Source organism: Pseudoalteromonas sp. HF66 (genome assembly GCF_011806445.1).
GTDB lineage: Bacteria > Pseudomonadota > Gammaproteobacteria > Enterobacterales > Alteromonadaceae > Pseudoalteromonas > Pseudoalteromonas apostichopi.
In genome coordinates this window covers 32,411-56,010 of the sequence record NZ_JAATOU010000016.1, presented here as the reverse complement: position 1 = coordinate 56,010, position 23,600 = coordinate 32,411, and the positions used below count along the sequence as shown (strand labels likewise).

Annotated in this window: 22 protein-coding genes; 14 read left to right on the top strand and 8 right to left on the bottom strand. The window is 41.8% G+C overall.

All coding sequences use genetic code 11. The features are described from left to right. The first annotated feature begins 62 nt into the window (after positions 1-62). Positions 63-437, top strand: coding sequence for a BlaI/MecI/CopY family transcriptional regulator (locus HCZ11_RS15160; RefSeq protein WP_167658808.1), 375 nt, complete (start codon positions 63-65; stop codon positions 435-437). 9 nt (positions 438-446) lie between these two features. Continuing rightward, positions 447-1,652, top strand: coding sequence for a TonB family protein (locus tag HCZ11_RS15155; protein ID WP_167658807.1), 1,206 nt, complete (start codon positions 447-449; stop codon positions 1,650-1,652). 79 nt (positions 1,653-1,731) lie between these two features. Here the strand turns inward: HCZ11_RS15155 and HCZ11_RS15150 are convergent, their stop codons facing one another. Further along, a complete protein-coding gene (locus HCZ11_RS15150; protein WP_130050055.1) occupies positions 1,732-2,115 on the bottom strand; it encodes an MAPEG family protein in 384 nt (127 codons plus the stop codon). Between the two features lie 235 nt (positions 2,116-2,350). On the opposite strand from HCZ11_RS15150, the gene HCZ11_RS15145 reads away from it, so the two are divergent. After that, positions 2,351-3,229: a DMT family transporter gene (locus HCZ11_RS15145; RefSeq protein WP_175580477.1), complete on the top strand. Its 879-nt coding sequence runs from the start codon at positions 2,351-2,353 to the stop codon at positions 3,227-3,229. A 46-nt stretch (positions 3,230-3,275) separates the two neighbouring features. Here the strand turns inward: HCZ11_RS15145 and HCZ11_RS15140 are convergent, their stop codons facing one another. Together HCZ11_RS15140 and HCZ11_RS15135 are read right to left on the bottom strand one after the other, a co-directional pair. Next, positions 3,276-3,593: a multidrug efflux SMR transporter gene (locus tag HCZ11_RS15140; RefSeq protein ID WP_167658805.1), complete on the bottom strand. Its 318-nt coding sequence runs from the start codon at positions 3,591-3,593 to the stop codon at positions 3,276-3,278. After that, on the bottom strand, positions 3,593-5,125 hold the full coding sequence (locus tag HCZ11_RS15135; protein ID WP_130050058.1) for a carbon-nitrogen hydrolase family protein: 1,533 nt from the start codon (positions 5,123-5,125) through the stop codon (positions 3,593-3,595). Before HCZ11_RS15135 ends, HCZ11_RS15140 begins: the two co-directional genes overlap by 1 nt. 263 nt (positions 5,126-5,388) lie before the next feature. Here HCZ11_RS15135 and HCZ11_RS15130 point away from each other — a divergent pair, with 263 nt between their 5' ends. After that, entirely contained in the window at positions 5,389-6,489 is a 1,101-nt protein-coding gene (locus HCZ11_RS15130) for a GGDEF domain-containing protein (RefSeq protein WP_175580476.1), read from the top strand. Here the strand turns inward: HCZ11_RS15130 and HCZ11_RS15125 are convergent. Beyond that, a complete protein-coding gene (locus tag HCZ11_RS15125; protein WP_167658804.1) occupies positions 6,482-8,764 on the bottom strand; it encodes a penicillin acylase family protein in 2,283 nt (760 codons plus the stop codon). The genes HCZ11_RS15130 and HCZ11_RS15125 overlap by 8 nt on opposite strands. Before the next feature lie 178 nt (positions 8,765-8,942). On the opposite strand from HCZ11_RS15125, the gene HCZ11_RS15120 reads away from it, so the two are divergent. The 3 genes from HCZ11_RS15120 to nadE all read left to right on the top strand — a co-directional run bounded on the left by HCZ11_RS15120 (position 8,943) and on the right by nadE (position 13,856). Next, the gene (locus HCZ11_RS15120; RefSeq protein ID WP_167658803.1) at positions 8,943-12,308 is read left to right on the top strand and encodes an ATP-binding protein; all 3,366 of its coding nucleotides are present in this window, start codon (positions 8,943-8,945) and stop codon (positions 12,306-12,308) included. A gap of 17 nt (positions 12,309-12,325) precedes the next feature. Further along, entirely contained in the window at positions 12,326-12,952 is a 627-nt protein-coding gene (locus HCZ11_RS15115) for a YceH family protein (RefSeq protein WP_167658802.1), read from the top strand. A 67-nt stretch (positions 12,953-13,019) separates the two neighbouring features. Further along, on the top strand, positions 13,020-13,856 hold the full coding sequence (gene nadE / locus HCZ11_RS15110; protein WP_130050062.1) for an ammonia-dependent NAD(+) synthetase: 837 nt from the start codon (positions 13,020-13,022) through the stop codon (positions 13,854-13,856). Here nadE and HCZ11_RS15105 read toward each other — a convergent pair. Then, positions 13,853-14,647 (bottom strand): sulfite exporter TauE/SafE family protein, encoded by a 795-nt coding sequence (locus HCZ11_RS15105; protein WP_240701295.1) that lies wholly within the window; start codon positions 14,645-14,647, stop codon positions 13,853-13,855. The genes nadE and HCZ11_RS15105 overlap by 4 nt on opposite strands. 305 nt (positions 14,648-14,952) lie before the next feature. Between HCZ11_RS15105 and folM the strand changes: the two genes are divergently transcribed. The 3 genes from folM to folX are packed head-to-tail and all read left to right on the top strand — an operon-like array spanning position 14,953 to position 16,607. Further along, positions 14,953-15,672: a dihydromonapterin reductase gene (gene folM, locus HCZ11_RS15100; RefSeq protein WP_167658801.1), complete on the top strand. Its 720-nt coding sequence runs from the start codon at positions 14,953-14,955 to the stop codon at positions 15,670-15,672. 18 nt (positions 15,673-15,690) lie between these two features. After that, positions 15,691-16,245, top strand: coding sequence for a GTP cyclohydrolase I FolE (gene folE, locus HCZ11_RS15095; protein ID WP_063700628.1), 555 nt, complete (start codon positions 15,691-15,693; stop codon positions 16,243-16,245). Positions 16,246-16,247: 2 nt separating this feature from the next. Next, entirely contained in the window at positions 16,248-16,607 is a 360-nt protein-coding gene (folX, locus tag HCZ11_RS15090; RefSeq protein WP_054554637.1) for a dihydroneopterin triphosphate 2'-epimerase, read from the top strand. Here folX and HCZ11_RS15085 read toward each other — a convergent pair. Together HCZ11_RS15085 and HCZ11_RS15080 are read right to left on the bottom strand one after the other, a co-directional pair. Continuing rightward, on the bottom strand, positions 16,604-17,038 hold the full coding sequence (locus tag HCZ11_RS15085) for a YqaA family protein (RefSeq protein ID WP_167658820.1): 435 nt from the start codon (positions 17,036-17,038) through the stop codon (positions 16,604-16,606). The genes folX and HCZ11_RS15085 overlap by 4 nt on opposite strands. A gap of 57 nt (positions 17,039-17,095) precedes the next feature. Beyond that, the gene (locus HCZ11_RS15080; protein ID WP_167658800.1) at positions 17,096-17,467 is read right to left on the bottom strand and encodes a DUF4870 domain-containing protein; all 372 of its coding nucleotides are present in this window, start codon (positions 17,465-17,467) and stop codon (positions 17,096-17,098) included. A 205-nt stretch (positions 17,468-17,672) separates the two neighbouring features. Between HCZ11_RS15080 and HCZ11_RS15075 the strand changes: the two genes are divergently transcribed. From HCZ11_RS15075 to HCZ11_RS15060, 4 genes are read left to right on the top strand one after another with little or no spacing between them, the layout of a single operon-like run. Continuing rightward, on the top strand, positions 17,673-18,374 hold the full coding sequence (locus HCZ11_RS15075) for a spondin domain-containing protein (RefSeq protein WP_130050065.1): 702 nt from the start codon (positions 17,673-17,675) through the stop codon (positions 18,372-18,374). Positions 18,375-18,383: 9 nt separating this feature from the next. Continuing rightward, complete coding sequence (locus tag HCZ11_RS15070) at positions 18,384-19,112, top strand: spondin domain-containing protein (protein WP_167658799.1); 729 nt, start codon at positions 18,384-18,386, stop codon at positions 19,110-19,112. Between the two features lie 58 nt (positions 19,113-19,170). Then, a complete protein-coding gene (locus HCZ11_RS15065; protein ID WP_130050067.1) occupies positions 19,171-19,896 on the top strand; it encodes a response regulator transcription factor in 726 nt (241 codons plus the stop codon). Beyond that, positions 19,896-21,371, top strand: a complete 1,476-nt coding sequence (locus HCZ11_RS15060; RefSeq protein WP_130050068.1) for a HAMP domain-containing sensor histidine kinase — start codon at positions 19,896-19,898, stop codon at positions 21,369-21,371. The genes HCZ11_RS15065 and HCZ11_RS15060 overlap by 1 nt, the downstream gene beginning before the upstream one ends. A 21-nt stretch (positions 21,372-21,392) precedes the next feature. On the opposite strand, the gene HCZ11_RS15055 is transcribed toward HCZ11_RS15060, so the two are convergent. After that, positions 21,393-23,558, bottom strand: coding sequence for a S9 family peptidase (locus HCZ11_RS15055; RefSeq protein WP_167658798.1), 2,166 nt, complete (start codon positions 23,556-23,558; stop codon positions 21,393-21,395). Positions 23,559-23,600 lie beyond the last annotated feature (42 nt).

Genomic DNA, 23,600 nt, shown 5'->3' with positions numbered 1-23,600 from the left:
AGTTTGCATTAATTGATTACAAGTGTAATCTTAAAATAAAGATTACATCTGTAGGTATAAAAATGATTGAACTTTCTAAAGCAGAATTCGAAGTATTAGATGCGGTATGGCTTGGCTACCCTGCCACTGCAAGTGAAGTAATTGCGCGTTTAAGTGACGATAAAGAATGGCACGAAAAAACCATTAAAACACTGTTGAGCCGTTTAGTTAAAAAAGGCGCAATAAGCTTCGAAAAACAAGGTCGCCAATATAACTACACCCCTTGCATCGCCCGTGAAGAATACACATTAAAAGAAAGCCAAAGCTTTATTGAACGCTTCTTTAATGGCCGTATTGCGCCATTAGTGAGTGGTTTTGCTAAATCAGAGCAACTCTCGCAACATGATATTGATGAGCTAAAAAAGGTCATTGATGATTGGGAAAAACAGCAAAAGTAAGGCTTTGTTATGTTAGATGCATTTTTTAATTGGCTGTTAGATCAACAGCTTTTGATCTCATCTGCAATTATGTTTTTATTGCTGCTAGAGCGAAAGCTACTAAGTCAGCTGTCGGCACGCTTGGTTTATACACTTTGGGCGCTTTTACCTATTGGTTTATTTTTAGCGAACCTACCAGATCACTTAAAGCCGATACAAAACAACTTTATCAGTAAGCTGACTATCACGCCAAACACAGCAATAATGCCGCAATTTACACCAACTTGGTTCGCTGTTTATGCCCTTGTAACTGCTGCGCTGCTACTCACTGCCGTTTACTTTCATTACCGCTTTTTAGCCAAACTGCAATTAGAGCAGATTACAGTCGACCATCACAGTATCCAAAGTCTGTGCTTATATCAAAGTAAACAAATAAGTTCACCTATGGTTGTGGGCGTTATTAACACCAAGTTAGTGCTGCCAACAAATTACCATAGTCACTACGACAACCTTGCTTTAGCACTTATTTTAGAACATGAATCAGTGCACATTAAACGCAAAGACAACCTAATAAACGCCATCGCTTTAAGTGCCACTATTTTGCTGTGGTTTAACCCTCTTGCGTGGCTTGGTTATGCGAGCTTGCGCCGTATACAAGAGCTTTCATGTGATGAGCAAGTGCTCAAAAATAAATCGACAGAACAACGAATTTTATACAGTAAGGCATTAGTGCACTGTGCAAGCTTTAGTAGAGCAGGCTTAATGGCTTATTCACAATACGGAGATAAAAACACCATGTTACAACGTCTAAATCAAATAAAGCAGATCGATAACAGCTCATTTATTGCAAAAACAGCGTTAGTTATTTTTACAGCGGGCATGCTTAGCAGCTTTGCCATTGCAAAACAGCCTATGTCAGTTGAAAAGACAAAAGACTATCAAGCGGTTATGCGCGTAGAGCCGATATACCCAATTCAAGCTGCAGAGCAAGGCATTAGCGGTTCAGTCGTTTTGAAATACGATATTTTACCAAGTGGCGCCACCAGCAATGTTAGTGTTGTAAGTGCGGAGCCTGAAGATGTTTTCAATCGAGAAGCGAAAAGAGCCTTAAAACAATGGCAATATGCGCCATCTGAATCTGGCTTTAAAAACGCCTTAGTACAACTCGACTTTGCCTTAGACGAAAAATATCAAGCAAATGATTTAATTGAGAAAATTAAAGTTAGCTCGAAATAAGCAGTAACAACTTAAGACCCTAAAGCAAGCGCCTTATTTAAGCCGCTTGCTTTGTGGTTTTTAACTCATAGCCTTGTGACTAGAGGCAAAGTGCAATCATAGCCACAGCACAAACATAACCCACTAGCCAGACTAGTGAGCGCAAAATATCCTGGTTTAAGTAGTAAAAAATACAATACAACACACGGGCAATAACATGCATAATCGCAAGGGTTTCAGTCACCTGATAGATATTATTGCTACCGATTACGACCGCCAGCGCTACTGCAAAAATAATCAACGATTCAAAGCTATTTTGGTGTGCAGCCAATGCACGAGCACCAAAGCCGGTTAGTTTTGCTTGTTGTTCACGTGGGTGCTTGTTGTCATAGCCTGACAACTTATTTTGTGCAAAAGCCACAGGTGCTTTAGCTAAATAGGGAATGAGTACTGCGATGAGTGCGCAGATAATCAGTGTTGTCATGATATTTCCTTATCTTGTTTAAATTACTCTCTACCCTATCGTAAACAAAAAAAAGCCGCTACTTATAACAGCAGCGGCCAGCAATAGCATCATTGTCACTATAGCCTAATGCTTACCTAAAAGCCCTGCGGCATATTGTCACAGCTGAGTTTTTCTCAAGTTGGTCGATAAGCTAATGCTCTCATTCTTTGGTTTTGTTACTCTAATTGCCTCTCCTAATTAATTTATTTTCAATATGACTTGGATTTTCTTAACCATTTTTGCAGCATTTATGCAGTCATGGCGCAATGCGCTGCAAAGTAAACTCAGTGCGACGGTCAGTGTTGCTGGGGTAACACTTGCTCGCTTCATTGTTGCCAGTCCTATAGCGGCCCTTTATTTATTAGCACTATATCAATACCAAGATGCAGCTTTTCCTGACTTTAACTTAGCTTTTATTAGCTACATTGTTGGTGCCAGTATTGTTCAAATCGTTGCCACTGGTTTGATGGTAAAGCTTTTTAAAATGAATAACTTTGCTGTGGGTGCCGGGCTTGCCAAAAGTGAAGCGCTAATGGCAGCGATTTTAGGTGTTATGTTTTTTGGCTCTGCACTTTCATTACTTGGCTGGATTGGGGTATTTATTGGTGCTATCGCCGTACTGCTATTGAGTGGCATCGCGAATGTTAAACACTTTAATTTAGGCACTGCCCTACTTGGGCTGGCTTGTGGCACTTCATTTGCGCTTTCATCTTCATGGATCCGTGAGGCAAGCTTAAATTCAGGACTGACTTTCCCGCACTCAGCTGCGTGGGTATTGCTGCTGATAATTAGCTTACAAACGTTGATGCTGTGCGTGTATATTGCATTCAAAGAGCGCGATACGTTTAAAAAGATGTGGCATCACAAAGGCACTACCACGGCAGTCAGTGTTTGTAGCTGCTTAGGCTCGATAGGTTGGTTTAGTGCTATGAGTTTGCAGCACGTTGCTTATGTAAAAACACTAGGACAAGTTGAAGTTTTCTTTACCATTATGGTATCGATACTTTGGCTAAAGCAGCCATTAAAACGCCAAGATACAGCAGGGCTTCTGTTAATTGCACTGGCAGCCATTCTTGTTATGCTACCTAATTAGTTACATTTTTGTCATTAAAAAAGCGGCTATGCCGCTTTTAATTTCGTTAATGACTAATTTTAAGAGTTATCACACCACTTATTATTAAAAGTACTCCGGCAATGCGGCCAAATGTCGCAGCATCACCATAAAATAAAAAACCCACCAAGAAGGTGCCTGCTGCCCCTATACCAGTCCATACAGCATAGGATGTTCCCATTGGGATATCTTTTTGCGCCAACCACAACATAAAGCCACTTGCGACCATAAAGGCAACGGCTATCGCAATACCTAACCATCGACTGTCAGCTTCTTGAGACATTTTAAGACCAACTGGCCAGCCAATCTCTAGCAGTCCAGCAACAATTAAATACAACCACGCCATTATTGGTCTCGTTTTTTCAAGATCACGTCATATAAGTCTTCACGGCGGTCTTTTAAGTTTCTAACTGTACCTTCACTGTGAAGGATTTTCAGCTTATCCATATCTAGATCACTGAATAACAGCATTTCAGTATTAGGTGTTGCTTCATTCAAGGTTGCATCATGCGGAAACGAAAAATCAGAAGGGGTAAGAACAGCCGATTGAGAATACTGTACATCTAAACTCTCTACCTCAGGTAAATTACCAACAGAACCCGCAATCACAACATAACATTCATTTTCAATTGCACGCGCTTGTGCACAATGACGAACACGTAGGTAACTGTTTTTAGTATCAGTCCAAAATGGCACAAATAAGATATCCAACCCTTGCTTTGCAAGAATACGTGAAAGCTCAGGAAACTCGACATCGTAACAAATTTGAATACCGACACGACCTGCATCTGTTTCAAATACAGCAATTTTGTCACCCCCTTGGATCACCCAGTCATTTTGTTCGTGAGGCGTAATATGAATTTTACGCTGCTCATCAATCTTACCGCTTCGGTGACATAAATAGCTGACATTATAAATCTTATCGCCTTCAGCTAGCGGCATAGACCCGGTGATAATATTGGCATTATATTCAACTGCCATACGCGACATTGCATCACGAAAAGTTTCTGTGTACTCCGCTAAATAACGAATTGCCTCAGTTTGATTACTTTGCTCAGTGAGGCCCATTAATGGCGCATTGAAGAATTCCGGAAACAGAATAAAGTCACTTTTATAATCAGATACCGTATCAACAAAATACTCCACCTGTTTGAGAAGCTCTTCAACAGACTCAACACAACGCATTTGCCATTGTACGGCACCGACTCGGACAATTGACTTGGTTGACTCAAGTACCGTATCAGTCGGCTCAAACATAATGTTATTCCACTCTAGTAAAGTGGCATAACCGACAGATTCTTGATCTTCAGGAAGGTACTTTTTGAGTAAACGTTTTACTTGGAAGTCATTAGAAAGCTGAAAACTTAAAATCGGATCATAAAGCTCTTTGTGGTCAACTTTTTCGATGTACTCCATTGGCGACATTTCTGCACTGTGATTGTAATAACGCGGAATTCGCCCACCCGCTAAAATAGCGCGTAAGTTATACTGACGGCACAGCTCTTTACGTGCATCGTATAAGCGGCGCCCAAGTCGCATCCCTCGGTGAGTTGATGATATAACCACATCTAAACCATAAAGCGCATCGCCTTCAGGGTCACTAAATACTCGGTCATGGCCATCAACAATATCTTCATAGGTATGCGGGTTCGAAAAACGAGCGTAATCTACCTGAACACTTAACGCGATGCCCACTAAAACACCATCGTCAACAATGCCTATTTGTCCTTCTGGAAACTGATCTATCAGCCTAAAAATGGTGTGGCTTGGCCATGCACCGCCAAGCCCTGGATATGCTTGGTCCATAAGAGTTTTTATTTGTGGGTACTGTTCTTTAGTTAGATTACAGATCTCTAAATGCGTTTTTTCGGCCGGCATAGATACTCCTTTTTTAGGCACGAGATAACAAGCAAAGCAAACATTCAGTCAGCATGTTTCTAGATTAGCTTTAACTAGAGTGGCATCAAATCCCCACTCTGCCAAGACCCAAAGCTTAACAAACGTGATGTGAACAAACGCTTATCTTCACTGATAAACATTCGCTGCAAGCGTTTACACAGCAAAAGCGATCAATTATAAACCTGCATTGCTCAACTTTTCATCTATAATTACGCTACACTCCATGTGTATTTGAGGTGGGATTGATCAAACGTCTACTAAAACAATCAAAGCAATCTGGCTTAGAAGAGATTGAGCACGTTAAGTTTCTAATTATTTGTAAAATTGCCTATTTCGCGCTCATTGTTCATGTCTTGCTAATCCCCGCGTTTGCCCATATAGGTGCAAACATGCTTGCTTTAGTTAATATTTTGAGTGTTCTCGCTTGGGCCAGCGGCATCTTTTTAATTAAGCAAGGACTGACTTCCCTGGCACTTCGAGTATTTTGCCTTGAAGTAATTATTCATGCTGTGATTGTCTGTGCCACCCTTGGTTTAGGTGCGGGGTTTCAGTTTTACTTGTGGACAGTCTCTTGTATTTTAATGATCGACTACCAATTAACTTTTAAACGAGCGGCAATCTATAGCTTAGTAATGATTGCCACATTCGCCCTTCTCTATGTGTTTTTTGCGGACGTTCAGTACAGCTTTGCTTACCCAGAATTACTTCCACACGTTAATGTGATAAATATTATTATTGCTGGCTTACCCATGGTATACGGCATGGGTTTAATTAGAGAAATCACCATATCACAACGAATTGAGTTAACAGAAATGGCAGCCCGCGATCCTCTCACCAAACTTTATAATCGTCGTTTTGCAAAAAAATTAATTACCTCAGCACATAAGAAAAGTATTGAGCAAGATAGCAATATTTGTATTGTTATGGCAGATATCGATAAGTTTAAAAATATCAATGACAACTACGGCCATGATAAGGGTGATACGATACTCATTAATGTTGCCAAACTAATTAGCCAATTCATCAATGATGAAGATATTGCTGTACGCTGGGGCGGCGAAGAATTTTTATTATTATTAACCAATACAGATGCAAAACAAGCCTACGCAAAAATTGAAACTTTGCGTATAAAAATCGCCGAGCTAGAAGCGCATCCTGATTTCCCTGATATCAATGTAACTATGAGCTTTGGACTCATTGAGTGGCAACCACTCGCTTCGATAGAAAAAATGTTGCAACATGCCGATGAGGCTCTTTATAGAAGCAAGCATGCAGGACGCAACCAAACGACCGTTGCCAAGGGAGAATGTCCTGCTTTTAAGGATGCTGATGCGGTTAATTAACCGCATCAATGGTGATACTGTGAGCAATCTCTTGAGGCAATAATGGCGTTAAACCATTGCTGACATAGTCGTTGAATCCAGCTCTATAAAATTCCGACAATGGATGTCCCGATTGACCACCAGGTATAGCCATAATGGCATTATCTAAGTGTCCTGGTTGTACAATAAAACGCTGCGAAGCACCAAAGCTTCGCCCTTGTACCGCAGGCATAAAGGTATCACCAAAACCAGGGGCTACAGGCATATTTAACAAGCTTTTAAGTACGGGTATTTGTTTGGCAAACGGGTGCTCAATCACTAATTCGTTGACCTTACCCCATTGCCAACTGTGTGGATTGTTGCCGTACTGCTCTGTGAGTTTAGTAATCACGCGATCAAAGGCGCCTAACATTTGTTGCTGCCAATTTTCGTACTTAGGATTTAACCATGTTTGAGGCTGAGCTTTGATAAGTTGCCAAACGGCAGGCTCTAAGTCTCGTTTTACTGGCTTTAAGCTACTATCGAGAGCTTTTAGCTTATTCTCAATTGGACTAAATAAACCATTGATCACTTCACTGCGATAACGTTTTACCAAGGTATAGCCAACTGAGTCACTACAAGCGCACGCCTGCCAATTGTTTAATTCATTTAAATATAAGGCATATTTATCGCCTGCAGCGCTAAGCTGTTTGACTAGTAATTGATGCCAAGCAGTTAAGAAGCGTGCTTCGTTATCATGTTGTAAGTCATAAAAATCTTGTTCGTTGAACTGCTGTTTTTCAAATAAGCGATCGCGAATTTGTGCAGAGCGAGCCCCCATTGCATAGCCACCATTACCAAAACGCTGATTATCTTGCGCAGAAACAACCCGTGAGTTTCCTGTCCATAACCGACCACTTTCTGGGTTTTTTACAAATGGACGCTGCGTTTCGTTTTCATGCCAAGCAGCAGGATACGCTTGCTCAGAAACAGCTAATTGATGCGGCATTTTACGAGCGGGAACTGCTCCCATATTTTTCCAAGCAGCATTACCTTTATCATCAACAACTATCAGGTTTTGTACTGGAATACCAACGTCCGCAGCAAGCGTTAATGCATCATCAACATTGTTTGCTTGCTCAAGCTTAAGCAACTCCATATCAACCGCATACTCATGGTGAGCAACCCAACTTAAGGCATAAGGTTTGCCGTTAATTTCTTTAACAGGGCCATACTCACTCATGGTTAAAGCATAATTTTCAACGTTGCCATCATTAAGTAAGATGGGTTCATCTATCAGCCAAGTTTTCTCTTTACTCTCAAGAGCAATCCAATCGGCAGTATCTAGATAACCATTAGTAAATCCCCAAGCTATTTTATTATTGGTACCAACAACAATGGCTGGAGCCCCGGGTAATGACACACCAGTTATTTGTTGCATTTCACCATTTAATGGGTAATTAAGCTGCGCACGATACCAAATAATTGGCACTGCAAATGATAAGTGCATATCGTCAGATAGCATTGCAGCACCCGTTTCAGTTAGCTGCCCAGTGACTGCCCAGTTATTACTACCAAGCTCTTTACGGTTTGCAATCTCGGTCGAAGCCCATAAAGCGTCTTTAAGCGCAGGAATACCGCCGTTATAAGGTGCAAGCTGACTGTTATCGAGCGCGGCTTGATATTGGCTTGGCTGAGTAATAAAGTCGACCATCGCTTTGCCATATAGGTCTTCGATTTCGATCAGCGTTTGGTCACGCTCAAACGTAGCAGTTTGTAAATCTAAGTACATGCTAAAAATGATTAGTAAGCTGTCTTCACTTTGCCAAGGTTTTGCTTCAGCGCCAGTGAGCAAATATTCAAAGCTATCATAGCCAACTTGTGCATGGCCTTCATTGACTCCATTTGCATATGCTTGCAATAGCACTTTATCTTTAGCAGGTAATTGCGCGACTGCAATCTGGCTACGTTTTCGTAATTGATGAAAACGCATTTTTTTATCAAGCCCAACAGCAGCTTTACCAAATAACTCACTAAGTTCACCTGCCGCATTGCGGCGCAGTAAGTCCATTTGAAAGAATCGGTCCTGACCATGAGCAAAGCCTAAGGCATAGGCCGCATCTAAACGGTTCTCGGCATGAATAACAACCTGCCCTAAGGAGTCCCGTTCAATCTTTACTGATTGCGAAATAGCATCACTTTTACCCCGGCCATCAAGTACCGGTAAACTTAAATTTAATACGCCATAAACAAGCCCGGTTGCCAGTAACACCAATACAAACAGGCCTATGAGTAACCATTTGATTATCTTAAACATGCCAATTTTCCTTGCGCTGAATTAACACTGTATTAACCTGGTATATTAACCTGAGTTTTATGAAAAAATAGTGTTGCGATACAAATAATTAAATTTAACGTCCTAGGTTAGCTGTTCATTGTTAATTACCACAGAAATTGTCTATAGTAGGTAGATAGTATAAAACCTGATATTTCTCATGCCGCTAGCGACCGAAGCAGATAATAAAAAACTACAAAAATTGAAGCTAGCCTTCTGGTTATCACTTGCCTGTATCGTGGTAATTGGTCTTTTAATCGAGCAAATTAATTACAATCGTGAAAAAGATGCTTTTCGCTCTCAAGAACTAGCGAAAATAAGCGCTTATCGCGCAGAACTCGAAGCAAAGATGGTTTCTAACATTCAACTTGTGCGCGGCCTTGCTGTTGCCGTTGCTGCCGAGCCAAATTTAGACCAAGCTCGCTTTACGCAAATAGCTAGCCCCTTATTTTCAACCTCCTCAGAGCTCAGAAACATCGGCGCAGCCCCAGATATGATTATCCAGATGACTTACCCTCTTGCGGGGAATGAGAAATCTATTGGACTAAACTTTTTAGAAGCCCCTCGGCAACGCGATGATGCAATTAGAGCACGAGATGAAAACCGTATTGTTATGGCTGGCCCATTAGAGCTGGTGCAAGGTGGCCAAGCGCTAATAGCAAGAATGCCCGTATTCACACCACCCGAGCTCACTTTTTGGGGATTACTCTCGGTGGTACTCGATATAGATAAGATCTACAGTAACTCAGGTTTAATTGCACTGAGTCAACATTATGAAGTTGCGCTGCAAGGGCGCAACGGCCGCGGTTCAAAAGGTGACTTTTTTTACGGTTCTAAAGACGTGCTCAACACCAACCCTCTGAGTTTTAGAATTAACTTTCCAGGTGGTGAGTGGCAAATGTATGTCACACCTAAATCTGGATGGCAGCCTCCAAGCTCTGCAATTTGGCCACTGAGACTAGCCATTATTTCATTCTGTATTTTGTTTGCTGGCGCTTCAGTATTCTTCTTACGTATGGTTGAACGACAGCACAAGAGCGAGCGAATGCTAGAAACCATGAGTAGCCTCGCCAAAGTCGGTGCTTGGTCATTCAACCTTGAGAAAAAAACCGTATATTGGTCTGACATGACCAAGCAAATATTTAAGCTTCCCCTAAATGTCCAGCCTGAATGGCCTACTAACTATACTCTTTTCAAAGCCGGTGAAAGTCGTGAAAAAATTCGCCGCCTTAACGAGCGCGCAATTAAGCATGGTGAAAGTTTTGAAACACAAGTAGAGATTATCACTGCTGAAGGTGATGAAGTTTGGGTACTGTTACACGGAGAAGCTGAGCATAAAAATGGCCGCTGTATAAAATTATTTGGCTCACTGCAAAATATTGATACCCGTAAGCGAGTAGAGCTCGAAAATAACAAGATCGCCTTACATAACGAGATCCTTGCATCATTAACCGTCAATGATGCTGTACTGACAGGTAACCTTAACCTTTCTAAACATGTCATTGTGCAAGCTATTTGCCATGCATTCGATATTGATCGCGCGAGTATTTGGTTATTCAGTGACGATCGTCAATCGCTCAACACCTTTGCGATTCACGACCAGAGTCAGCCTGAATTTAGTGAAGCAATATCACTACAACAAATTGAATTTCAAAATTATTTTGATGCCATTAATAATCACGCTGTGATAAATGCCAGTGATGCACAGCAACACCCACTGACTAGCGATTTACGTAGCAATTACCTAGATTGGTTTAATATACGCTCAATGCTCACCGTGATAATTCCAACAGGAAGCAAAACGATGGGGGTAGTGTGCGCTGAAAAATGCCATAACCGCAGACATTGGAGTAAAAATGAAGAGAGCTTTTTAATCGCTGTTGCTGCGTTAATTGGAAGTTTACACGCAAGTCAGCGCCGTATAGAGACTGAGCATCAGCTAGTCCAAGCAAAAGAGGCAGCTGAACAAGCAGTAAAAGCCAAAAGTGAATTTTTAGCGAGCATGAGTCATGAGATCCGCACACCCATGAATGGCGTGATTGGGATGCTCAATATCATTAAGCAAACCAAATTAGACAACCAGCAAAGCCATCATATCGATTTGGCGCAATCATCGGCTGAGTCTTTACTGCATATCATTAATGATATTCTAGACTTTTCTAAAATTGAGGCTGGTAAACTCGATATTGAAAATGTGAGCTTCAACGTATTAAAACTACTTGGCGATACGATTGAATCGTTTGCTATCAAAGCAGAGCAAAACAATACCAAGTTACTGTTAGATACTACACAACTTAATCATGGGTTTATTATTAGTGACCCGAATCGTATTAGACAAATCATCAATAATTTAGTGAGTAATGCCGTTAAATTCACCAAAGATGGTGAGATTATCGTCATCGCCAAACTCGAAACAAGCGACGAAGAGTTGTTTTTGAACTGCTCTGTTATTGATTCTGGCGTTGGGATTAAACCTGAAAAACAAGCCACCTTATTTGACTCATTCACACAAGCAGATGCATCAACCACACGTCAATACGGCGGGACAGGACTTGGGCTTGCGATTGTAAAACAGCTCTGCCAGTTAATGGAGGGGGATGTAAGTGTAATTAGTTCATATGGGGAAGGCAGCACCTTTAATTTTTCTGTAAAAGTTAAACGTGATCACACAAAACAAGCACCTGAACCTAGCCACATCTTAGATAAAAAGCATATTTTAATTGCTGATAACTGTAGGCTAAGTATCAATATCACCAAAAAACAGTTGCAGTTGTGGGGTGCTGAAGTAGAAGCATATAGCGATATGTCAAGCTTACTCAATTTTGCTTCAATGCCTGACAATAAAGGTTGTGATGCCATTTTAGTTGATTATCAGTTTTATAGCAGCGCAACAAAAGAGCACCAACAAGCGTTCTTAAAGTACTTTAATGCCACTAGCTGCAAACGAATTCTGATGGCACCAATGAACCTTACGGAAAAACAAACAAGACAAACAATAAAAGTTGAGAGTATTATCTTCAAACCATTAACACAGTCTGATTTATTTAATTCACTAGTAAATGACAAGTACATTGAACAGCAGCAAGTCAGTAAAGAAACGTTAATAACCAAGGCTGTAACCAATAACAGTAATACAGAGTCACAGGTTTTGCTCGTTGAAGATAATAAAGTGAATCAGATGGTCGCCGGCTCATTATTAAAACAAGCAGGCCTTAGTTTTGATATTGCCGAAAATGGTCTTGAAGCAATTGCAAAACTTTCAAGTCGTGAGCAAAGGCCTTATCTTTTAGTGTTAATGGATTGCCAAATGCCAGAAATGGATGGTTACCAAGCAACACGGGCCATTCGTGCTGGTAAAGCAGGTGCAGCTCATCAAGGGGTTAATATCGTCGCACTGACAGCAAATGCAATGCAAGGTGACAAAGAACGTTGTTTAAACGCTGGTATGAACGACTACGTCACCAAGCCCCTTAAATTTGACTCGCTCAATAAAAAGTTAACAGTGTGGCTAAGCACTGAAGAATAAAGAAAGAGAGTAAAACCATGCAATTATCATCAATTCAACAACGCGTTATTGGCTGTTTACTCGAAAAGCAAAGTACAACACCCGAACATTACCCATTATCTTTAAACTCACTTACTAATGCATGTAATCAAAAATCTAACCGTGAGCCAGTAATGTCTCTAACTGAAGCGCAAGTCCAAGATACCCTTGATGAACTTATTGCATCACGCTTGGTAACGGTTGATGAAGGACTGTCAGGGCGTGTAAATAAATATGCTCATCGCTTTTGTAATACCGAATTTGGCAGTTTGCAATTTAGTGGGCAGCAACGCGCCATTATTTGTTTGTTACTATTACGAGGCCCGCAAACACCGGGAGAACTAAGAACTCGCAGCAACCGACTGGCTGAGTTTAGTAATGTCAATGAAGTCGAAGCAGCATTAAATGCACTCATCGAGCAAGAATATGTTGCACGCTTAGCACGAGAGCCAGGCAAACGAGAAAGCCGTTACATGCACTTATTTGTAGACCCAGACAGCATTACTGAAGACATGGCAGCTAATGAGCCTTTTCAGGACAACAGTAGTGAAGTGCAACAATTACGAAGCGAAATCGAAGATCTTAAGCAACAAATTAACGCAATAAAAGCGCATTTAGGTCTTTAATAAAAATCACGCCCGTAACATAATGTATAAAACGCTGACAACCATAACGAAAAATAGGAGCTCTACCATGCGTGCCGACATTCTGGCGGAAATGAAAGTCCAACCAACTATTGATGTAAAAGCGGAAATTACCCGTCGCGTTAACTTTCTTAAAAGCCGACTTATTGCTGCGCACTCTCGCTCACTTGTATTAGGGATCAGTGGTGGTGTTGACTCATCAACCTGTGGCCGTTTATGCCAATTAGCTGTTGATGAACTAAACCAAGAGCACAACACCAACGAATATCAATTTATTGCAGTACGCTTACCTTATGGCGTACAAGCAGACGAAGACGAAGCGCAACTCGCGGTTGATTTTATTCAACCGAGTAAGCGTATGACGGTTAATATCAAAGCTGCTGTAGATGGCATGCATGAGCAAGCAATGGCTGCAGTTGTTGGTGGTAATGCTGAATTACCAGAGCAAGCTAAAATCGACTTTATCAAAGGTAATGTAAAAGCGCGCCAACGCATGGTTGCGCAATACGAAATTGCCGGTTTCTGTCAAGGCTTAGTGGTTGGTACCGATCACAGTGCAGAAAACATCACTGGCTTTTACACTAAATTTGGTGACGGAGCGTGTGATTTAGCACCGTTATTTGGTTTATCAAAACGCCAAGTTCGTGCGCTTGCTGAGCACTTAGGTGCGCCAGCTGTACTAGTACATAAAGCCCCAACCGCTGACTTAGAGTGTGACCGCCCAGGCCTTACCGATGAAGAAGCGCTTGGCTTAACTTACGATCAAATTGATGATTTCTTAGAAGGTAAAGATGTCAGCAATGAAGTCGAAGAAAAGCTAACAGCTATTTACTTACGTACTCAGCATAAGCGCCAAGCAATCCCAACGGTTTACGATGCGCTTTAAATAACGATCAATAATTCATAAATAGTAAACGACACTTCTAGGGCAATGAGTAGCAGTAAAAAGCTAATGAGTTGCCCACTTTTCACTCTTGCACACACATAAGCACCTAGCGGTGCGCCCAGCACCACAACAGGAATAGCAGCTAATAGATAGGCTTGAATTTGTGGGTTAATAGTCTCGAGGTAAAAATAATTCATAACACTTGCTACGACAGACGTCACAGCCATAATGATCACTGTGGTTGCCGTTGCACGTTGAATATTCGCGTTATATGCAATAACTAACAGCGCAAAAACAGCAATATCGGCGCCCGACCCAACCAATCCTGATGCAACACCACCAAGCGTAGCTATCAACGCGACTCGCGTTTTATTTACGGTGATCTTTGTCTGGCTACAAATATGCTGAGCTCGGCGATAAATACGCCACGCTAAGGTCAACGCAAAACATAATAATAGTGCACTAAAGACCGCTTTCACCGCTAACCTTGGTAAGTGATCAGCAATGAAAAATAAACTCAATATAGCGCCGAAAATAGCCATTGGCGTCGCGATTAATACCACTTGTTTGTAATAAGGGATACGGCTAAAAATAATTGTTAAAGCAGCAGCTGTCATACCAAAGCTTTGTATAGCAAGAGAAAACACTTTCGCTGTCGCAGGTTCTATCGCTAATATTTTGGTCATTACCGGAAACGCTACCGCACCGCCTCCCAGAGCAGTGCCACCAGCGACAAATGAGCCAACCGCCATCGTTGCAGCAATACTCAATTGCGTCACAAAATTACTCACTGCATTAGCGGGGCCTTGCAAAAGCAATAAAGTACAATAAACAGCGATAATAAATAGCCATGGTACGGTTCGTAGCCAGCTAAATGATTTAATGACAGCAAGCATAATGAAAAAGAAAAGTATCAAGTATGGCTATTATGCCTGAGACTGAAAACCGGGCAACTGATCTATGATTGCCAGTATTGCGTAGAATGTTTGGCAACATGAATGCAGTAAAGGTGAAATAGTTCTGTAATTTGGTTTATAGTTGTTACAGTTAAATACATTACTTTTCAAATCAAAAATCTAAGGTTTTATATTAGTTTATGTCATCGCCCATTTTAATTACTGGCGCAGGCCAACGTATTGGACTCGCTGTGGCCGAGCACTTTTTAGCGCAAGGGCAAGAAATAATAGTAACTTACCGTACCCGTCATGAAGCGATAGATGTGCTTGCAGGTAAAGGTGCCACTTGTATCCATGCCGATTTTAATAATGACCAAGCTATTGGGCATTTTATTGAAGAATTAAAAACCCATACCAACCAACTCAAAGCAATTATCCATAATGCGTCTAGCTGGGACTGTGAAGCAAATAACCACGATTACGCAGACCTATTTGACAACATGATGCGTATTCACGCCAAAGCGCCCTATTTAATCAATTTAGCAGCCTCTGACTTGCTATTACATTATCAGCAAAACAGTGGCCAAGCCGCAGATATTATTCATTTAACCGATTATGTTGTTGAGAAAGGCAGTCCTAAACACCTAGCTTATGCTGCAAGTAAAGCAGCGCTTGATAATTTAACCAAGTCGTTTGCTGCTAAATTCGCACCTGCCATTAAAGTAAATGCAATTGCGCCTTCGTTGATCATTTTTAACGAACACGACAGCGACGAGTACAAAGCAAAAACATTAAAGAAATCGCTAATGGGCATTGAGCCCGGCTGCGCCGAGATTATTAACAGCGTAGAACTATTACTAAACAGTCACTACATCACAGGTCGTTCTATGCCTGTTGATGGTGGCAGACATTTAAAATAACGAATTACTGAGAAAGCTATGCACGATGATTTAAAAAACAGTTACCAGCAAATAATTAGCGCAGTGGGTGAAGATCCTGCTCGTGAAGGATTACTCGACACACCAAAGCGCGCTGCAAAAGCGATGGAGTATCTGACTAAAGGCTATCGTCAAACATTAGATGAAATCACCAACAATGCGGTATTTACTTCAGATGCCGATGATATGGTATTGATCCAAGACATTGAGCTTTACTCTATGTGTGAACATCACTTACTGCCGTTCGTTGGCCGCTGTCATATTGCTTATATCCCAAACGGTAAAGTACTTGGCTTGTCAAAGTTTGCTCGTATTGTTGACATGTATGCTCGTCGTTTTCAAATTCAAGAACAGCTAACCCACCAAATTGCTAAAGCGGTTGAAGAAGTGACTGGTGCGAAAGGCGTTGGCGTAATTGTTGAAGCAAAGCACATGTGTATGATGATGCGCGGTGTTGAAAAGCAAAACTCGAGTATGCGTACATCAGTTATGTTAGGTAACTTCAGAGCCGATCCAAAAACCCGTAACGAGTTCTTACAACTAGTTAGAGGGTAACGATGGCCAACGCAATTATTAATGTCACTAATCTCAGGCTACGAACCTTTATTGGTTTTAACCCTGAGGAACGTGAGAAAAAGCAAGATGTAGTGATTAATTTAGAAATTCATTACCCTGCTGATCAAGCTTGTGAGACTGATGCGGTTGATAAAGCGCTAAACTACAAGACCATCACCAAAGAAGTGATCAGCCTTGTCGAAGAAGGCCACTTTTTGCTGTTAGAAAAATTGGTTGCTGAAATTTTAGCAATTTGCCACCAGCATCAAAGTGTTCACTATGCCAAAGTGCGCGTCGATAAACCTCATGCGCTGCGTTTTGCTGATTCAGTATCACTGACACTTGATTGGCAAAAAAGCTAAAATAGTTTTTCTAGCCCTACCGCAAAGGCAAGCACAGCTAAATAACGTGCGCCTTTGCCTAGGGTTACGAGAAACAAAAAGAGCGAAAACTTGACCCTAAAAATTCCGCCAACAACCGTTAAAGGGTCCCCGACAATAGGCAGCCAAGCAAACAACAAACTGTAAATACCGTACTTATTGAATTGCTTTTCGGCTTTGTCTATCGACTTTTCTGAAACGGGAAACCATTTGCGGTCTTTAAATCGCATGACTTGCGTGCCCAGCCAATAATTCACGCAACTCCCAAGCACATTGCCCACGGTTGCACTTAGCCATAACAACCAAAGTAGATAGTCACCACTGGCTATCATAGCAGTCATCACTAATTCTGAAGAGCTAGGTAATAAGGTTGCGGAAATAAACGCGCTGAGAAATAACGATAAATAGGCCATAAACATCACATAAAAAAGCTCAGCAAACGGCTGAGCTTTTAATATACCCAAACCACCTTACTTTATAAATTCTATCGCCATTGGGTATTTAACTTCTTTACCATCGTTGGCTTTAATCGCCGATACTACCACCATAATTAATGAGAATAGCGCTACCAATGGCAGTAGAATGACACCAACGACAACAAACATCAGCATGAAGCAGACAATGTAGGCGATCATCATGGTTAATTGAAAGTTTAATGACTTGCGGCCATGCTCTGCAACGAGCGGCATTTCTTCTTTTTTTACAAGCCAAACAATCAAAGGCCCAATTACCGAGCCGAACGGGAAAAGCAAGCCAGCTAAGGCACTTAAGTGACAAAACATTGCCCACATGCGCTGCTCTTTATCTGCCACAATTATTTCAACTTTTTGATTATCATCCATTTTAAATTCCTTGTTATGGGTCTGTTTATTTCTCTACTATAAACCTTAATGACCTTTTACCCTAGCTAAATTGATTAAATTTAAAGCTCTCAACCAACACAAAAGGCTGTAATCAACGTTGTGATAAAAATGTGATAACTTCGTGAAGGTTTCTGGATATTGCTATTCGATACTGATTTTGAATCATCAAAAACAGGAATCTAATATGAAAGCTTTACCTTTAACTTTGTTCGCTGCATGCGCAGTAACCAGCCTTGCAAGCCACGCTGCTGAGCTTGATATAAAACTAACTAACCTCACGCAAGGTTTACACTTTACCCCTATTCTCATTACTGCTCATAACAGTGACAACAAACTTTTCAGCGTTGCAATGCCTGCTTCTACAGCCTTACAAACGATGGCTGAGGGCGGCAATCTCGAGCCGTTAATGAGTGAAGCCACAGCCGCAAACAGCGATATGGTTGCCAACCCAGCTGAAGGTTTACTGGCACCAGCAAGCTCAACGATGGCTAGCTTATCCACCAAGGATGGCAATAACTACTTATCTCTAACAGCAATGCTACTGCCTACCAATGATGGCTTTGTAGGTTTAGATAGTTGGATGATCCCAGCAGAAGCTGGTACCTATACTGTTTATCTCAATGCGTATGATGCGGGTACCGAAGCCAATGATGAGCTTGTTGTTGAGGGCTCAGGCATGCCGGGCACGCCAGGCATTCCTGCTGCACCGGGTGGCAATGCGGGTATGAATGGCAGCGGCGTCACCAGTAGCGAAACAAATATGATGGTGCATATTCATCCGGGTAATTTAGGTGACGACGATTTAGAAGCGGGGATGAGCGATCTCGATAACACAGTACACAGATGGTTAAACCCAGTTGCGATGCTAACAGTTACGGTTAAATAGGAGGTTATTATGCGCTTTTCAAAAAGCTTAATTATCCTCGCATTGAGCGCCGGCCTTGCAGCCTGTGGGGATTCAGATAAATCATCAGACAACATGGATGAAGCGCTTGAAGAAATGACAATGGAAATGGGTGAGGTGGCGACAAATCATCAATTTATGGTGGAGGTAGTCAACCTCACTGCCGCCCAGCCATTTTCTCCCATTGCTGTGATTGCTCACACAGAAGGCATGCTTTGGCAAATTGGCGAGCCAGCATCTGAAGCTCTTGAAATTATGGCTGAAGGCGGCGATAACAGCGAGCTACTCGCTGCAGAAATGACAATGCAAGCAGCTTCCGACGAAAGCCCATTACCACCTGGGGAGCGAATCACATTGACCCTGACGACAGGTGAGCTTGATTCATTAAAAATCAGCTTAGCAACCATGTTGGTGAATACAAATGACGCGTTTACCGGTCTTAATGCTATAGACGTGTCTTCGTTAGCGGTTAATGAGTCACTGTCTCGCACTAGTTTTGCCTATGATGCAGGCACAGAAGCTAACTCTGAAGCACAAGGCACGATCCCTGGTCCTGCTGACTCAGGCGAAGGTTACAACGAAATGCGCGACGATACTAACCGTGTTGCAATGCACCCAGGTGTGGTTAGTCAAGATGATGGCCTTGCAAACTCAGTGCTCACTAGCCAGCATAAGTTTGATAACCCGGTTGCTCGGATCAAGATAACGCGGACGCAATAATAATCGCACTCCTTACACCGAGGTCATAAGGATGTGCCTCTGTGATTTGGAGTAAGCAATGCGCCAAGAAAAATTATTAATTGTCGAAGATGATAGAGCAATACGCCAACTTATCAGCACGCAATTACACTGCCTAAATTTACATATTGATGAAGCATCGAGCGCAGAGGCTGCAATAAAGAAGCTTGCCAGCTCGAGCTATGGCTTAGTACTGCTCGATATCAACCTACCACAAATGGATGGCTTGAGCTTATGTCGCAAAATTAAAGAGCACTACCCAAGCATTGCTGTTATTTTACTAACCGCACTCAGTAGTGACATGGACAGAGTGATTGGTCTGGAAATGGGCGCTGATGATTACATTTGCAAACCTTTTTTCGCTAGAGAGTTACAAGCACGAATTAAAACTCAATTACGGCATAGGTCGCAACTGATAGCAGCCCAATCACATCATGAAGACAGCGCTCAAGCGGCAATTCAACTTGGAGAGCTTCACATTGAATTTACCAGCCACCAAGCATTTTTAGCTGATAAGGCAATTAACTTAACCGCTACCGAATTTGATTTACTCGTTTACTTTGCCAAGCACCCAAATCATGTTTTTAGTCGCCAACAGTTACTTGACCAAGTATGGGGTTATCAACACAGCGGCTACGAGCATACAGTCAATTCTCATATAAACCGTTTACGTAGTAAATTTGAGCAGCATCACCCAGCAACCTTTATAGAAACAGTCTGGGGTGTAGGTTATAAACTAAATCCAGGTCAGTTGAGTGCAAGCTAATGAAATCAATGACGCTTTATCAAAAACTTGCTTGGTCATTGGTGCTTATTTTTAGCCTGTTGTGTGCGCTGGTTTTAAATTGGAGCAAGCAATTAGAGCAAAGCTCTGTACACCATGCCCAGCAAAACTTGCACCTCCAACTAGCCGAGCATTTAGTGCACGACAATCCACTGATCAAACAAGGTGTGTATGACTATGATGCGCTAGAAAACCTATTCCACACACTGATGATACTTGGCCCAGCTTTTGAGTTTTATTTTGTAGACCCTGAAGGTCATTTACTGACTTATTCAGCCAAGCCGGGGCAAGTCGTTAGGCAACAAATAAACTTAGGCCCAATACAGAAACTAATTGAAGACCCAACTGCCACACCGATTTATGGTGACGATCCGCGCAGCAAAGATGGCGTAAAAATATTTTCAACTGCGCCGGTTCATAATCAGCAACAGCTGCAAGGCTATTTATACGTGATTATTGGCGGGCAAGATTACGATACAACCCTTAAAAACATTAAAGCCAATGATAACCTTTGGCTTGCCGCTATGTGGTTTGTAGCCGCCTTAGTTGCGCTCTTTATTGCGATGTTGCTGTTATTTCGGTTTTTCACCTTACCACTAAAAAAACTCAATAAAGAGCTTAATAAAATAGAAGCGGCTAACTACAGCCTAACCAAAATGTCATTGGATTCTAGCTACACAGCTCATGATGAAATAGGCAATTTAAGTAAAGGCGTCAACGCCATGCTGGCGCGTATTGATGAGCAGTTTCAGTCATTACAGCAAGCCGATAAACAACGCCGAGAGTTACTCACTCACTTATCACACGATTTACGTACGCCGCTATCTTCACTGCACGGCTTTCTGGAGGTGATCAATAAACCGAATAGCCACTTAAACGAGCCTGAGCAACGTCATTATCTCAACCTTGCAATGGATAATTGCCAGCAACTAAAACAGCTGATTGAGCAAATTTTTGAATTAGCTAATTTAGAATGCGGCCAAGTAAAAATACAATCCGAGACTTTTAATTTGGGCGAGTTGATTTATGATTGTGTAGCAAAGCTTGCTCTAACAGCGCAATCAGCAGGAATTTCACTCAAGGTTATTCCCGAAATTTGCGATTTTACCGTGACGGCAGACATCGCAAAATTAGAGCGGGTGCTTACAAACTTAATCGAAAATGCCATTCGGCACACACCAAATGGCGGTGAAATTGCCGTTAAGGTTAGCCAGCAAAGTGATCAGTTATACGTGGCAGTGTCTGATACCGGGGTTGGTATTCATGAGGATGAACTCAATGCGATTTTCGAACCTCACTATCAGGCGCGTAATAGTATAAAACGAGGCTCAACAGGCTTAGGGCTCGCTATTTGCAAGCAACTGCTCACCCTAATGGATAGTGAAATAAACGTAAAAAGTACCTTAGGAAAAGGCAGTGAATTTCGTTTTAATTTAGCTATGCAGGCACCCGCTTAATCACGGATGCCTGTGTTGTTATTATTTTTCGATACCCGCCAAATCGAGCATAAAGGCGTAATATAAAGCAGTATCTTGCAAGCTTTTAAAGCGCCCAGAAGCACCGCCATGCCCTGCTTCCATGTCGGTTTTGAACAGCAACAGGTTATCATCGGTTTTATATTCACGTAGCTTAGCAACCCATTTTGCCGGCTCAAAATACTGCACTTGTGAGTCGTGCAAACCGGTAGTAACTAACATATTTGGGTAAGCCTGCTTCTTAACTTGGTCGTACGGCGAATATGACAGCATGTAATCATAATAGACTTTATCGTTCGGGTTACCCCACTCGTCATACTCATTCGTTGTGAGTGGTAAGCTGGCATCAAGCATAGTCGTAACTACATCAACAAAGGGTACTGCGGCAATCACCCCTTTATATAGCTCAGGCGCTTGATTAACAACAGCCCCCATTAGCAAGCCACCCGCACTGCCTCCCATGGCAAAAATATTATCTTTATCAGCATACTTTTGAGCAGCTAGAGACTTAGTCACATCTATAAAATCATTAAAGGTGTTTTGTTTCTTCAGCAACTTGCCGTCTTCGTACCAAGGGCGACCCAGCATTTGCGAGCCACGAATATGCGCAATCGCAAACACAAAACCACGATCAAGCAAACTTAAGCGTGAACTTGAAAAGCTCGGATCCATGGTCGCACCATACGAACCATAACCATATTGCATAAGCGGATTAGAGCCGTCTTTTTTGAACTTGTCTTTACGATAAACAAGGCTAACAGGAACATCGACACCATCTCGGGTAGTCACATAAACTCGCTCAGAGGCATAGTTGTCAGGGTTAAAATCACCTAACACTTTACGCTGTTTAAGCAGTGTTTTTTCGCCACTTTCTAGGTTGATATCGTAGCTGCTGCCTGGCGTCGTCATACTTGAATAGTAAACACGTAAGTTAGGGTTATCTAACTCACGATTACCATAACTAAAGACCATATAAGTTGGGTCATTAAACGCAACGACTTGCTCTTGTTGGTTACGAAGGTCGCGAATAGTGATTCGGGTTTGCCCCATTTCTCGCTCTTCGTAAACTAAATGATTGTTAAATAAATCAATGCCTTCAAGTTTCACGTTATCACGACCAGCAATTATCGTTTGCCATTGTGCTTTATCATGAGCTTTATCGCGATGCACTTTCATCAGTTGGAAGTTAACAGCATTTAAATTAGTAACGATGTAATACCAATCACCTAACTTTTTGATGTCATATTCAAGTCCTGCTTCGCGTTCAATAAAACGTTTTGGCATTGCTTTGACATCATTAGCATCAATAACCGACACACCCGATGCACTGGTACTGCCATGACTAATATAGATTTCTTGTTGGTCTTTACTCTTATAAATACTGGTGTAGTAACTGGTGTTTTTCTCTTCGTAAACGAGTTCGTCGTCGGCTTGCGGGGTGCCTAGCGTATGGCGATATACTTGGTAGCCTAACAGCGTTTGTAGGTCTTTTTTGATGTAGTAAAAGGTTTTGTTGTCATTTGCCCAGACTACATCACCTTCCGTGCCTTCAAGGCTTTCTGTGAGCATTTTACCTGTGGTTAAATCTTTTACTTTAATTGTGTAAATACGGCGACTCACAGTGTCTTCACCATAAGCCAGCAAATTGCCATTTGGGCTGACAGCTAAACCTGTTACGGCAAAATAGTCATGATTTTTAGCCAGCTCATTCACATTTAAGATAACCTGCTTATCCTCTCCTTGGCTATCTTTGCTGCGCACATACACTGGGTATTCGTCATCACCGCGCGTTTGTGAGAAGTAGTAATAATCGCCTTTTTTTGTCGGTACGGTATCGTCATCCTTTTCAATACGTCCTTTAAGCTCTTCGAACAAGGTGTTTTGTAGCGTTTGAGTATGTGCCAGCTTGCTTTCAACATACGCATTTTCTGCATTTAAATGGGTAATAACAGCGGCATCTTTGCGCTCATCATCACGCATCCAGTAGTAGTTATCGATACGTGTGTCACCATGAATGGTCATTTCATGAGGTATTTTTTTAGCAAGCGGAGCTACAACCTGAACTTGCTCTGTTATAACGGCTTGCTCTTTATTATCTGGGACTTTATTACACGCTGATAGAACAGCTAAAGAGAGTGCCGCAAGGCAAAGTGAATGGCCAACTTTCATGGGATTCCTGTATTAGTTTTATTATTCTGTCTCCAATATAAG